Origin of the sequence: Pseudomonas sp. R15(2017), assembly GCF_002112685.1 — a bacterium.
Classification (GTDB): Bacteria; Pseudomonadota; Gammaproteobacteria; order Pseudomonadales; family Pseudomonadaceae; genus Aquipseudomonas; species Aquipseudomonas glycinae.
In genome coordinates, this window is sequence record NZ_NEII01000016.1 from 1 (window position 1) to 12,066 (window position 12,066).

11 protein-coding genes are annotated in these 12,066 nt (G+C 58.8%); 2 read left to right on the plus strand and 9 right to left on the minus strand.

The genetic code is table 11. The features are described 5' to 3' along the window. Window positions 1–317 precede the first annotated feature (317 nt). From CAF77_RS26275 to CAF77_RS26285, 3 genes are all read right to left on the minus strand, one after another. A complete protein-coding gene (locus CAF77_RS26275) occupies window positions 318–1,694 on the minus strand; it encodes a VOC family protein (protein WP_064382391.1) in 1,377 nt (458 codons plus the stop codon). A 111-nt stretch (window positions 1,695–1,805) separates the two neighbouring features. Continuing rightward, window positions 1,806–2,744, minus strand: a complete 939-nt coding sequence (locus tag CAF77_RS26280; protein WP_011333489.1) for an alpha/beta fold hydrolase — start codon at window positions 2,742–2,744, stop codon at window positions 1,806–1,808. 16 nt (window positions 2,745–2,760) lie between these two features. Beyond that, on the minus strand, window positions 2,761–4,215 hold the full coding sequence (locus CAF77_RS26285) for an NAD(P)/FAD-dependent oxidoreductase (protein ID WP_064382390.1): 1,455 nt from the start codon (window positions 4,213–4,215) through the stop codon (window positions 2,761–2,763). A gap of 190 nt (window positions 4,216–4,405) precedes the next feature. On the opposite strand from CAF77_RS26285, the gene CAF77_RS26290 reads away from it, so the two are divergent. Both CAF77_RS26290 and CAF77_RS26295 read left to right on the plus strand, forming a co-directional pair. Then, window positions 4,406–5,479 carry a diguanylate cyclase gene (locus CAF77_RS26290; RefSeq protein ID WP_064382389.1) on the plus strand — a complete coding sequence of 358 codons (1,074 nt, stop codon included), beginning with the start codon at window positions 4,406–4,408 and terminating at the stop codon, window positions 5,477–5,479. 84 nt (window positions 5,480–5,563) lie between these two features. Further along, entirely contained in the window at window positions 5,564–6,790 is a 1,227-nt protein-coding gene (locus CAF77_RS26295) for a M20/M25/M40 family metallo-hydrolase (RefSeq protein ID WP_064382388.1), read from the plus strand. 88 nt (window positions 6,791–6,878) lie between these two features. Here the strand turns inward: CAF77_RS26295 and CAF77_RS26300 are convergent, their stop codons facing one another. The 6 genes from CAF77_RS26300 to CAF77_RS26325 all read right to left on the minus strand — a co-directional run bounded on the left by CAF77_RS26300 (window position 6,879) and on the right by CAF77_RS26325 (window position 11,970). Continuing rightward, window positions 6,879–7,748 carry an oxaloacetate decarboxylase gene (locus CAF77_RS26300; RefSeq protein ID WP_007956238.1) on the minus strand — a complete coding sequence of 290 codons (870 nt, stop codon included), beginning with the start codon at window positions 7,746–7,748 and terminating at the stop codon, window positions 6,879–6,881. 180 nt (window positions 7,749–7,928) lie between these two features. After that, window positions 7,929–8,111: a hypothetical protein gene (locus CAF77_RS26305; RefSeq protein ID WP_064382387.1), complete on the minus strand. Its 183-nt coding sequence runs from the start codon at window positions 8,109–8,111 to the stop codon at window positions 7,929–7,931. Window positions 8,112–8,148: 37 nt separating this feature from the next. Continuing rightward, entirely contained in the window at window positions 8,149–8,790 is a 642-nt protein-coding gene (locus tag CAF77_RS26310) for a hypothetical protein (RefSeq protein ID WP_064382386.1), read from the minus strand. After that, a complete protein-coding gene (locus CAF77_RS26315; RefSeq protein ID WP_139831642.1) occupies window positions 8,787–9,551 on the minus strand; it encodes a hypothetical protein in 765 nt (254 codons plus the stop codon). The genes CAF77_RS26310 and CAF77_RS26315 overlap by 4 nt, the downstream gene beginning before the upstream one ends. A 312-nt stretch (window positions 9,552–9,863) precedes the next feature. After that, window positions 9,864–10,898, minus strand: a complete 1,035-nt coding sequence (gene astA, locus CAF77_RS26320; protein WP_064382384.1) for an arginine N-succinyltransferase — start codon at window positions 10,896–10,898, stop codon at window positions 9,864–9,866. A gap of 55 nt (window positions 10,899–10,953) precedes the next feature. Then, window positions 10,954–11,970, minus strand: coding sequence for an arginine N-succinyltransferase (locus tag CAF77_RS26325; protein WP_085655673.1), 1,017 nt, complete (start codon window positions 11,968–11,970; stop codon window positions 10,954–10,956). Window positions 11,971–12,066 lie beyond the last annotated feature (96 nt).

Sequence of the window (12,066 nt, forward strand, 5' to 3'; positions counted from 1 at the left end):
CATGGGAGGTGCTCCTTGCGGATAAAGTTAGGGTGCCCGGGAGGCGAAATCGCCCGGTGGGTGCCTGACTGTTATCAAGGAGCGTGCCAGCTTTTGGTGCGCCCCCGGGAGCCGGGGACTTGACCGCTCTGGATCGAGGCTTTGAGCGTTTTTTGATCAGCCAGGTAGCTCGAAGTGCGCAAGAAGTTGCGCAGTACTGCGCAACTTCTTGCGCACTTGGCTGGAAGCCTTGAAACACATGGCCTCCAGCGGAATTGGTGAGCATTTTTACGAAACAAGTGCGCAACTTCTTGCGCAGTATGGCCAATCGCCGCTGTTCACGCGGAGCGGGCAATTGCAGTGAGGCATTCCTCGATCGAACGTTGCTGGGTTTCGGCATACAGGCCCAACTCATCAATGGTCGAACGCCCCAAGGCCAACTCGAACGCCTGTCGATTGGAATGTTCGCCATAGTGCGCCTGCGCCGCGTCCCCCAGGTTCGACTGAAAAATCCCTGCCGCACTGACTGGCAGGAAATCTTCGTACACCAGCGGTTCGGCTTTCACATAGCCGTCGCGTAATAATCCTTGCAGCGTTACATCTGCGGGACGACCTACTTTGCCTGTCAGGAAATAACGGAAGTACGCCAGTTCCTGCTCGCGCATGCCCTCGAGGCTGTCAGGGAATTCGCTGAAATGCTGGGTCATAAGGGCGTTGTAGCGTGAGGCGTTGGCTTCGTTGGGGAAATCGCCCAGTTCATCGCGCGCCGCGTTCAGCAGGCGGTCGTACAACGCACGGCCCTTGGGGGTCAGCGCTGCGCCACGTTGTTCGATTTCGCCGAAGCGGGCGCTGTGGCTGCCGCGGGTTTGTGTCTGGTCGGTGAAGGCGATCGGCTCGTCCAGCGCCTTGAAACTGGTCTGACGCAACAGGATCGGATGCTGCCGGCGCGGCGGGCCTTCGATCACCGCTTTGGGCGTGATGCCGTGCAGCGGCATCTGTGCCTGGACAACGTCGATGTCCAGTGTGCGCGGGGTCAGGTGGTTGATGTGCGGGCCCTTGAAGGCCACGACATCGGCGATCAAGCGATGCTGGGCGCTGAGCGTCTGGTATTGCGCGGCAGTGACGGTGGCGCTGTGGTGCCAGCGAAAAGTCTCCAGCGCTTGCAGGACAAATTCCCCGGCCTCGGATTCATTCAGACCGCCAGCCGATTCGGCCTGTTCGATCAACCTTAGCGCCGATGGCGTAAAGATCGAACGCTTATCCAGCACCGATTGCGCGAAGGCCCGCAGCTCGGGGTCTTCAATCAATACCAGTCGCAGCAACGAAGTGAACACCCGGAACGGACTGACCTGCAGCGCATCTTCATGCACCGCCCGGAACGCCGTGGAGTGCACCGGCACCCCGGCAGGGGTCAGGTCGTAATAGCCCACCGGTTGCATGCCCATCACCGCAAACAGGCGGGAGAGGGTGGCCAGTTCGGTGGCGGTGCCGACGCGGATGGCGCCGTGGCGCTCCATGTCCAGCCGTTCGATTTCGCCAGTGCTGTGCAGTTGACTGGCGATTTGCGGCTCGCGTGCCAGCACGTCGCGGTTGGTCTCTTCCACCAGTTCCATCAACGCGCCGTACAGCGGCACTTCTTCGCGGTACATGTCGGACATCGCTTTGGAAAAGCGTTGGCGGATCAGGTCGGGGCTGACGAAAGGCTGCACGGTCATGAAAAAAATTCCTGGCACGGTCACGTAAAAGGTGTTGGAAAAGATCGCAGCCTTCGCCGACGCGGGCAAACGAAGAATCCTACGGACTTCATTCTGCCAACGACTGACCGTTTACCTGTCCTGGCGCGAATGCTCCCCCAGAAACTCCCGATACAGACGTGCCGTGTTCGACGGTTGCTCGACCATCGGCATATGGCCGACGCCATCCCAGACATCGACCCGCAAATTGCTGATGCCTTTGCTCCACACCGGCACGCTGCTGACGTCGATCAACCGGTCCTTGCGGCCCCAGAGCAACAGTGCCGGGCATTTGATGTCCGGCAGTTTCGGCTCCATCGGCGGGCTGGCGCGAAAATCGCGGAAGATCTCTTCCAGTTCGTCGCGGCATTGTTCGTAACGCTGGGCGATGGCGTCCAGCACCAGGCCGGGCACCCACGGTGGCGAGGCCATGGTCATGGCATAGAAACGTCGGAATTCTTCCCGGGAATTGATCAGGAACGGATTGTGCCCACGGGCCAGGTGGCGCTCCATGTCGCTGGGCTCGGGCGCAGTGACGCCCGCCGGGTCGATCAGCGCTACCGAAGCGATGCGATCCGGGTAGGTCGCCGCCAGCCACGCGGCGATGTAGCCGCCCATGGAGTTGCCGATCACGTGGACTTTCTCGACGCCGCAGACGTCGAGCAACTGGATCATGCGCTTGGCCTGCACCGGGATGTCGTAGCCACCGCCGGCCTTGAAGCCGGTTTCACCGTGGCCGGCCAGGTCCGGGATGATCACCCGATACTGCCCGACAAAATGCCGGGCAAAGCGCAGCCACAGGTTCTTTTCGGCGCTGTAGCCGTGCAGCATCAAGATGCTGCTCGACGCTTCATAAGGCCCGCCTTGCCAGGTCGACACGGTCATTTCGGCAATCGGCACTTCGATCTTGTGTAACCGGTACAGCCTGGCCTCCAGGGCCGCGCTCAGATCGTAGAGCCAGTGGCCGACCGCCGGGTAACTCAACCAGCTCCAGGCCACGAAAACCGCGAGGGCGACAAACAACAAAAGCATCGTGGGTCTTCCTTGTTCAAGACAGAATGTGGTCGGCCGGTTTCAGCGCCCGGGTCAACCGGTGATAGCTGAAACTGAAGCCGGGAAACATCGCGATCACATGACCGCTCCTGCTTTGATACCAACTGTGGCAGCCGCCGGTTTTCCAGACCGTGCGCTCCATTTCCCGGTGAATCATCTGAGTGTAGGTACGTTCTGCTTCGGGGCGAACTTCGATGCTGCGCAGACCTTTGGCCTGCACCGTGCGGATACAGTCGAGGATGTAGTTCATCTGCGATTCGATGATGAACAGCGCCGAAGTATGCCCGATGCCGGTGTTCGGCCCGGTGACGATAAACAGGTTGGGAAAGTCCGGCAGGCTGGTGCCGAGGTAGGCGCGCGGGTATTGCGCCCACACGTCGCGCAGTTGCACGGCGTTTTTTCCGCTGACCGGGTAGGAAATCACGCCGTCGGTGGCGTCGTAACCGGTCGACCAGACGATCAGATCGACGTCGATGTGCTGGCCGTCCGTGGTGATGATGCCGGTTTCGTCGAGGCTGGCGATGCCTTGCTCGCGGCTGTGCAATGTGACGTTGGGCCGGGTCAGCGCCGGGTAATAGGTGCTGGAGAGCAGCACCCGTTTGCAGCCGATGGTGAAGTCCGGTGTCAGTTTTTTCCGCAACTCGGGGTCAGTCACTTGGCGTTTGAGAAACTTCAGGGCTTGGCGCTGCACCATGTGAATCGCCGGTTTCGAGTATTTGAAGGCGATGACCCGGGTTTCGAATTGCCAGTAGATCATCCAGCGCAGCAGTTTGTAGGCGGGTTTCAGACCCAGCAGCCAGCGCTGGAACCGACCGAACGTACGGTCGGCCCGGGGCAGCACCCAGTGCGCGGTGCGCTGAAACACGTGCAATCGGGCGACCTTCGGCGCAATCGCCGGAATCACCTGAGCCGCACTGGCGCCGCTGCCGACAATCGCTACTCGTTTACCGTGATAGTCGTAGCTGTGATCCCAATTGTTTGTATGAAAGGTCTTGCCCTGAAAGCGATCCTGACCGGGGAAGTGTGGGACAACCGGTTGGCTCAACGGCCCGGTGGCATTGATCAGGAACTGCGCATAAAAAATGCCTTTGGTGCCAGTGTGTACGGCCCAGCGCTTTTCGGTGTCGTCCCATTCGACGCGCTCGACGTTGGCCTCCAGTTCCACCCGGTCGCGCAGGCCGAAGCGTTCGATTACATGGTCGGTGTAGCGGTGCAGTTCGGCCTGTTCGGCGAACATCTGCGTCCAGCGATAAGGCGCAAATGACAAGGAATACAGCGGCGACGGCACATCCACCGCTGCGCCGGGGTAGGTGTTCTGGCACCAGGTGCCACCGAAAAAGTCCCGGCGTTCCAGCAAGCGAAAGTCGTCGATACCCGCCTTGAGCAGATTGACCGCCGCGCATTGGCCGCCAAAACCGCTGCCGATAATCAACACTTGGTAGGTCTGCATGGGCCTCCTTCTTAGAGTCTTTTTTCCATTTTCATCCTTTCATGTATAGCCAATCATTTGCCTGCCGTGTGGTGCTGATGACGGGGTATTCGGCCCGCTGGCCGGTGATGGCTATTTAACGTTGCCCTGATAGACTCCCAGCACATCCGGTCTGCGGTCTGCGCAGTGCCGTCGAGTGGTCGAGGCCCTTATGGGAAGAACGGGAGGAAAGGGACTTTCACTGGCCAGGAGGCTCTATGCATCGCGAATCCTCGGGCTGGTCCTGGGGCTTTTGTGCGTGAGCGTCGCGATGTACCCGCTCGATCCACCCGCCTGGGTCTGGGCGCTGATGCTGTTCAACGGCCTGGTCTGGCCACACCTTGCTTATCAATGGGCTCGTCGGGCGAAGGTTCCTTACCACGCCGAACACCGCAATCTGTTGATCGATGCTTTTCTCGGTGGCTTCTGGGTGGCGTCCATGCACTTCAATCCCTTGCCCAGTGCCACGACCATTTCGATGATGGCGATGAACAACGTTGCCATCGGCGGCTTGCGTTTTCTGCTGGCCGGGGCGGCGGCGCAGTTGCTTGGTGTCGGCGTTGGGCTGGTGGTATTTGCCCCGGCGTTCGTCCCGATGACCACGCCGGCACAGCTTTATGCCTGTCTGCCGTTGTTGACGCTGTATCCGCTGGCGCTGGGCTGGATCTGCTTTCGCCAGGCCTACACCCTTGGCTTGCATAAACGTGAACTTCTGGCCCTGAGCCGCACCGATAGCCTCACCGGTCTGCTCAATCACGGCGCCTGGAAGGATCAACTGGAAATCCAGTTCGAACGCTGCAAGCGCCAGCAGACCGGTGCGGCGATTGCGCTGATCGACATCGACCACTTCAAGGCGATCAACGACACCTACGGCCACGTGGCCGGCGATATCGTTCTGCGTCAACTGAGCAAGATGCTCAAGCAGAACCTGCGCATGGCCGATGTGGCGGGGCGCTACGGCGGTGACGAGTTCTGCGTGATCCTGCCGGACTTGCCGCTGTTCAATGCAGCGCAGGCGATGGAAGCATTGCGTGAGCGTTTTTCCTTTCTGGTGTATGACCAGAATCCGGCGCTGAAAGTCAGCCTGAGCATTGGTCTGGCGGCGCTCGACCCGGCTCACGGCGACGCGACGCGCTGGCTCGATGACGCCGATCAGGCACTGTATGAAGCCAAGGCCGGCGGACGTAACCGGGTGATTTGCTGCAGCGATAACAACCCGCGACGCGAGGTATTTGATTCGGTTTGAACAGATCGGGTGTCGCATCGGGGATAGAGCCTTGGGCGGATGTCAGGTACGGTTCAGTACCCGACACGAAACAAGGATTGATTCATGACGTTCAAATTCCGTCGTTCTCTGCTGGCCGGCCTGTCCCTCACTTTTGCAGCCTCCGGTGTCTTTGCCGAACCGCACAAACAAGTGCTGGCCGATGCCGAGCAATACAAGCCCGAAGCCCTGAAATTGCTCGAACGGCTGGTCAATATCGATTCCGGTTCCGGCTATGAACCGGGGCTCAAGCAAGTCAGCGACATTGCCATCGATGAGCTGAAAAAGCTTGGCGCAACTATCGAGTTGGTGCCGAACATCCCGGAAAAAACCAACCATGTGCTCGCCACGCTCAAAGGCACCGGCAAGGCGAAAATCCTGCTGATGGCGCACATGGACACGGTGTTCAAGGAAGGCTCCGCCGCCGAGCGACCGTTCCACATCAAGGACGGCCGCGCCTACGGGCCGGGTGTGATGGACGACAAGGGCGGAATCGTCGCCGGCATCTATGCGCTGAAAATCCTCAAAAACCTCGACTTCAAGGACTACGCGCAAATCACCTTTCTGCTCGATGCCAGCGAAGAAACCGGCTCGGACGTCGCCACCGACCTGATCAAGAAAACCGCCAAACTCCACGACGTCACCCTCAACCTCGAACCGGGTCGTCCGGCCGATGGTCTGGTGGTGTGGCGCAAGGGCAGCGCCACCGCGCTGGTGGAGGTCAAAGGCAAGGCTGCCCACGCCGGCGTCGCGCCGGAACTGGGGCGCAACGCGGCGATGGAGGCGGCGCATCAGATCCTGCAACTGGGCAAACTCGGCGACGAGGCCAAGAAAACCACCATCAACTTCACCGTGCTCAAGGCTGGCGACCGCACCAACGTGATCCCGGATCAGGCCACGGCCAAGGCTGACGTGCGAGCGGCGGTGCCGGAAGAATTTGACCGGATCGAGAAGGATCTGGCGCGGGTGTCGCAGGACAAGTTGATTCCTGACACGGAGGTGAAGACTTCATTGCAACGCGGTTTGCCGCCGATGCCGCAGACGGCTGAGTCGGATCGCTTGATGGCGATGGCCCAAGGGATCTACGGTGAGATTGGCCGCAAGTTGACCGAAGAAGGTAGTGGCGGGGCGGCGGATGCGAGCCTGTCGGCCGGGGTAGGGACGCCGACGCTGGACGGGTTCGGGATTGTCGGCGGCAACATTCATACGCCGGAGGAATACGCGGAGGTGGAGAGCGTGGCGCCGCGGATTTATCTGTTGTCGCGGATGATTATGGAGTTGGCGAAACGGTAACGGCAGGCAGCGGTTTCGCGGCGGGCGCCATGCGAGTGAACTCGTGATGGCGTCGGGCCGCTCTGCCTCTTTGTAGCGTGGTGCGAGGTTACTCTTTGACGCTCATGTATTCCTTGGCCCAGAGGATGTATTCCTCAGGCTGGGTGTAGGTGTGGGTCAGTTCGGTGGCGCTCAGGTCGGAGGCCTGGGTGAAGATCTGGCGCTGTTCGCGCAGGCTGTCGTAAGTCGCCTTGATCGCCGCGAAGTAAGCACCGTGGCCGTCGATGGTGACGCGCACGCCCAGTTCGGCCAGGCGTTTGTCGTCGCGCAGCGCCGGGTTGCCGTAGGTCACCAGCATCAGCGGGACGGTCAGGTGTTCGGCGATCTGCTCGAGTTGATCGAAGTCCTGGATGCCAACCATGCAGATACCGTCGGCGCCTGCTGCCTGGTATTGCTTGGTGCGGCTGATGATTTCCTGGTTCGGCAGGATACCGGCGTTGGTCCGCGCGATGATCGCCATTTCCGAATCGACCCGGGCTTCCAGTGCTGCGCGGATCTTGCCGACGCCTTCGGCGACGGTGATCAGGTCGGTGGATTTACGGCCGAACTGGGCCGGCAGCAGGGTATCTTCGATGGTCAGCGCGGCGACACCGGCGCGTTCCAGTTCGACGATGGTGCGCATTACGTTCAGGGCGTTGCCGTAGCCGTGGTCGGCGTCGGCGATCACCGGCAATTGGGCGACACGGCCGATGCGGGTGGCCTGCTCAGCGAATTCGCTGAGGGTGATCAGGGCAAAGTCCGGAGCGCCCAGAACCTGCAACGAGGCGACCGAGCCGCCGAGAATCCCAACTTCAAAACCCAGGTCAGCGGCAATGCGGGCGGACATCGGATCGAACACCGAGGCTGTGTGATAGCAGGTGTCGGAAGCCAGCAGCTGACGGAAGTTACGGCGCAAATCTTGATGAGAAAGCCTGGTCATACGAGTTCCACCAATACAAAGGAATGGAAAGGCTTGAGCAAAGGTGTCAACGCCGAAGGTGAAAAGGCTATCACGCGAATGGGTCAAGGATCATGACGAATTTTTACAGGGCGACAAACAAAAGAGGCCGCAGACGTTTACCGTCTGCGGCCTGATTCGCTCCTGGGCGAAGGCAAAAAATTAAGCCTTCTGGATCTCGCCCCAGATTTTTTTTATTTCGTGGATGTTACCGACGTTGAAACGCGGAATGACCAATTGGGAGCAAAGAATCGAGGGCTCATCCGTTTTCAGGTTAGTGTTGATGACGCTGCTGTCTGCACGCAGAAGCGGGACGTCGTTGAAGTTGTACTGAGTCATGCTCATGTGATTTTCCTTTTTTATTTGTGTGGTCGGCATATGGCTAACCGTGGTTGAACAGGGACATCGTCTTCTCGTAAAAAGCGATTTCCTGCATGGCAATGCCGGGGTAGATCGGCACGTAGTTTTCGTCGAAGCACCAGGCTTCTTCGCTTTCTTGTGCCCGCGGAGCATGAATTAACAGACTCAGCGAGGCAGACATCTGTTGCGGCGGCAGTTGGCGATGAATCTCATAAAGTGGCTTCATATGAAGAACTTCACCGGGCGCCAGTTTTAGTTCGTGTTCCTCTCCAAGTTGTGGTCGTACTCCGCAACTGATAGGCGTGTGATCGAGAATTTCGCGTTTGATTGTCGTGTAGCCATCTCCGGCATAACCGACGCAATACATCTCAAAGTCGTGTGTATGGTTCAGACCGTAGATGAATGTATCGCCTTCTTCTTTCGAGTTGACGGGTGACCAGAATCCCAGGCGAACAGTGTATTTTTCGTTTGAGTGCAGCACGAAGGCATAAGCGTTATAAAGCATGTGTTTAACGCTGAAGCCATTCTGCTGGATGCCTTGGTATAAATATTCGCTTAATAAGGTTCTATGCGTAGCTAGACTTTTCAGGTCCTCGATTATTTTGTTGTGGTCACACTCTGTGTCGTACGTGTTCATGCGCTGAATGAACGTCTCGATATTCATTGTGCGCACTCCTGTTGGTAATCGAGGAAGCTGTTCAACTTGTCATTCCGCAACAGCCTCATCACTGGCGCATAAGCCAATGCGGCTTGTCTGTCTTGCTCCGCGATCACATTGAAAGCATTCCAGGCCACAGCCGCATGGCTGTGATAGACGAGTTCTTCGGCAACCTTTCGACGTTGCGGGTCTTGGGCAACTTCCAACAATTCCAGAGCGACCAGGAAGCGCGCTGCGCTTTGATCGTTCGGCAACCAGGCAACTTTTTGCAGCGTCTGTCGATCGTAGACGCTGATGTCTGCACGTCTGTCCACCAGGGTCATCGCACCGAAGGCAATGTCTGGGGCGCATTCATACAGTTCTTTGGTGCCGTCGATGTACAACGGGCTACCCTCGTTTATGGTAACGCTGCCAATATGCTTGAGGCCGTTGTCGTCGATCTGGTAGTGCTGAACGTCGAACGAATGACCGTCAATGGAAAACAAAAAAGTCTTGCCCGGAATCGAGTACATATAAGGCGAAGCTGCGTTATTGCCGGGGATTTTGATGCTGATATTGCCAATGTCGTTGCAATAAAGCGTCAGGTTGTTGTTGTGTAAGTTGGTGATGTTGAGAATGCGTGTCTTGTAGAGAATGTGTTCTGGTGTTTTGTTTTTGTTATTGATTGTTTTTACAAGTTTCTCGACTTCCGCTCGCATGTTGCAAGTTCTGATTTCTTGCAGTAGCTCTGATGGCGAGAGACTGTTGGTTAATAGTTTGGTGATCATGCTGTTTCAGTTTGGTGTTGAGTTGGGGTGACTTTAGTCAGTTGGATGTAAAGTCGCAAACCTTGAGGTGTGAGTAGTTGTGTTTATATATGTTTGTTTATGTTTTTATTTGAAATGGTCGATGATGAAACGAATGGGATGGTTGTTTTCGGGCTGTTTGACTGTTCGCCCACAGCTTTACGCCCGGTGCAAGCCATTGGCTTTGACCGTTTCGGGAGTACTTCAAGGTTTTGCGCTGCGATTAACGAGGAAGGGGGAGGGCGGGGCTGCTGGTGCGATTGTGGAGCAGCCCTTGGTTGGAACGGTTACCGCTCAGGCCGCCACCGCCTGCTGCTGTTGATTGGGTAACGGCACCGCCCGCACCGAATTACCCGGTTGCAATTGCAGGCGTTTGGCAGTGAGACGGTCGATCACCAGACTGCTGCCTATCCGGCGTCCCGCTGCGACGGTAATGCGGCAGTTTTCCAGGCGTCGGTTGTGGATCAGCCACAGCGGCGCCTGATCGTCCGGTGTGCCAATGCTCAGGGTCAGTTCCAGGCTGTCGCGCACCGTGCGGATGCTGCGGATCGGCGCCTCGATGACCGGGCCGCCGTCAAAAATGTCGATGTAGCCTTTATGGGCGAAACCCTCGGCCTGGAGAATCTTCAGTGCCGGCTCGGTGTTGGGGTGGGCCTGGCCGATCACGGCCTGTGCCTGTTCGGTGAGCAGGCAGGTGTACAGCGGCTGGCGCGGCATCAGTTCGGCGATGAACGCCTTGTTGCCCAGCCCGGACAAGTGGTCGGCGTGACTGAAATCCATCTGGAAGAAGTGCCGGCCCAGACTGTCCCAGAACGGCGAACAGCCTTGTTCGTCGGCGCTGCCACGCAGTTCGGCAATCATCTTTTCGCCGAACAGGTGCGGGAACTCAGCGACAAACAGCAAACGCCCCAGCGACAGCAGACGTCCATTGCTGCCGTGGCGCTGATCGTGGCGCAGGAACAGCGAGCACAGTTCCGATTGGCCGGTCAGTTCATTGTTGAGGAACAGGGTCGGGATCTGCCGCTGGATGCCAAGATCTGGTGCCGAGCTGACGGTCAGCCCGACCCGGTAGTTGTACCAGGGCTCGCGCAGGCCGACGGCGCCGGCCAGGGCGCTGACCCCGACCACTCGCTGCTCGTCGTCTTCAAGCACGAACAGATAATCGGCATCGGCCCGCTCGACCTGTTCAGCGAACGCCCGTTGCGCCCAGCGTACCCGGTGGGCCAGGCGATCTTCATTGGCGGGCAGGGTGGTGAACCCCGGCCCGGCCTGTTGCACCAGCGTCATCAACGCTGGCAGGTCGCTGACTTTGACCGGACGGACAATCATGCTGCAACTCCTTTTGCGCGCCAGTTCGGGCACTGTCGTTGGGTAGGGGCGCGGTTCACAGGGCGATTACCCGGATCGTGCCGCCAGCGCGGACGTTGAGCGCCGCGCACAGGGCCGGATTGAGCGCCAGGGGCTGACCGGGCTGAAAATCCAGCTCGGCGACCACGGCCCGAAAACCATGCAGAGCATCGTTGCTCACCAGATAGCGACCGCGAGCATCGATCAGGGGTTCCTCCTGAACCTTGGCTGTCTGGCTAAGGGCGATCGAACGAATATTCGCGGTGCGTGCATATAAGGTCGGGCCGGCATCGAACAGATCGATGTAGCTGTTGGTTTCAAAACCCTCGCGCTCGAGGATGTCGAAAGCTTCCTGGCCGTCCGGGTGGATACGGCCGATGCAGTCCTGCGCCGCCTGCGGCAGCATCGGCACGTAGATCGGATATTGCGGCATCAGTTCGGCGAGAAACGTACGGCTCTGCAAGCCGCACAGTCGCTCGGCCTCGACGTAGGGCAGGTCAAAGAAATGTTTGCCCAGCGCATCCCAGAACGGTGAATGGCCTTGCTCGTCGCTGTAGCCGACGATTTCAGTGATCACTGCTTCGGCAAAACGTGACGCGTGAGCGGCGATGAACAGCAGCCGTGCCCGCGACAGCAATTCGGAAAACGGCGTGCGCACCAGTGCCGCGTCGATGTGGAAACCGCGCAGCAGTGTGTGTCCGCTCAGGTCGTGGCACAGCGACAGCGCCGGCACGCCGTGCTCGATGTTCAGCTCCCGCGAAGCGCTGGTGAAGTGGCGGTTGCGCAGGCTGTAGAACGGCTCGTTGAAACCTGCGGTGGCGAGAATTTCCGAACAGCCGACCAGTCGGCGGCTGTCGATGTCTTCCAGCACGAAGAAGTAATTCTCCGGGCCCTGGGCCACGGCATCGCTGTCGAACGAGGCGCAGGACGCGGCGATTTTTTCGCCCAGGCGTTCGCTGTCGTCCGGCAGGGACGTGACGCCCACCAGGCTGTCGCGCGCCAATTGTTGCAATTGAGGCAGGTCGTTTGGCTCGACTGGACGTAAGACCAGCATGGATGCACTCCTGTATCAAAAGGTTCGGTCCATTCGCCGAACCTGACTATCACTGTCGGTTTCCACGCGTTAAAGCGGCGGTCGCCTGATTTGTTG

What these genes read in the sequence shown, in the direction of transcription:
- CAF77_RS26275 (WP_064382391.1), bottom strand. Translation starts at nt 1,694, where the DNA reads ATGACCGTGCAGCCTTTCGTCAGCCCCGACCTGATCCGCCAACGCTTT.
- CAF77_RS26280 (WP_011333489.1), bottom strand. Translation starts at nt 2,744, where the DNA reads ATGCTTTTGTTGTTTGTCGCCCTCGCGGTTTTCGTGGCCTGGAGCTGG.
- CAF77_RS26285 (WP_064382390.1), bottom strand. Translation starts at nt 4,215, where the DNA reads ATGCAGACCTACCAAGTGTTGATTATCGGCAGCGGTTTTGGCGGCCAA.
- CAF77_RS26290 (WP_064382389.1), top strand. Translation starts at nt 4,406, where the DNA reads ATGGGAAGAACGGGAGGAAAGGGACTTTCACTGGCCAGGAGGCTCTAT.
- CAF77_RS26295 (WP_064382388.1), top strand. Translation starts at nt 5,564, where the DNA reads ATGACGTTCAAATTCCGTCGTTCTCTGCTGGCCGGCCTGTCCCTCACT.
- CAF77_RS26300 (WP_007956238.1), bottom strand. Translation starts at nt 7,748, where the DNA reads ATGACCAGGCTTTCTCATCAAGATTTGCGCCGTAACTTCCGTCAGCTG.
- CAF77_RS26305 (WP_064382387.1), bottom strand. Translation starts at nt 8,111, where the DNA reads ATGAGCATGACTCAGTACAACTTCAACGACGTCCCGCTTCTGCGTGCA.
- CAF77_RS26310 (WP_064382386.1), bottom strand. Translation starts at nt 8,790, where the DNA reads ATGAATATCGAGACGTTCATTCAGCGCATGAACACGTACGACACAGAG.
- CAF77_RS26315 (WP_139831642.1), bottom strand. Translation starts at nt 9,551, where the DNA reads ATGATCACCAAACTATTAACCAACAGTCTCTCGCCATCAGAGCTACTG.
- astA (WP_064382384.1), bottom strand. Translation starts at nt 10,898, where the DNA reads ATGATTGTCCGTCCGGTCAAAGTCAGCGACCTGCCAGCGTTGATGACG.
- CAF77_RS26325 (WP_085655673.1), bottom strand. Translation starts at nt 11,970, where the DNA reads ATGCTGGTCTTACGTCCAGTCGAGCCAAACGACCTGCCTCAATTGCAA.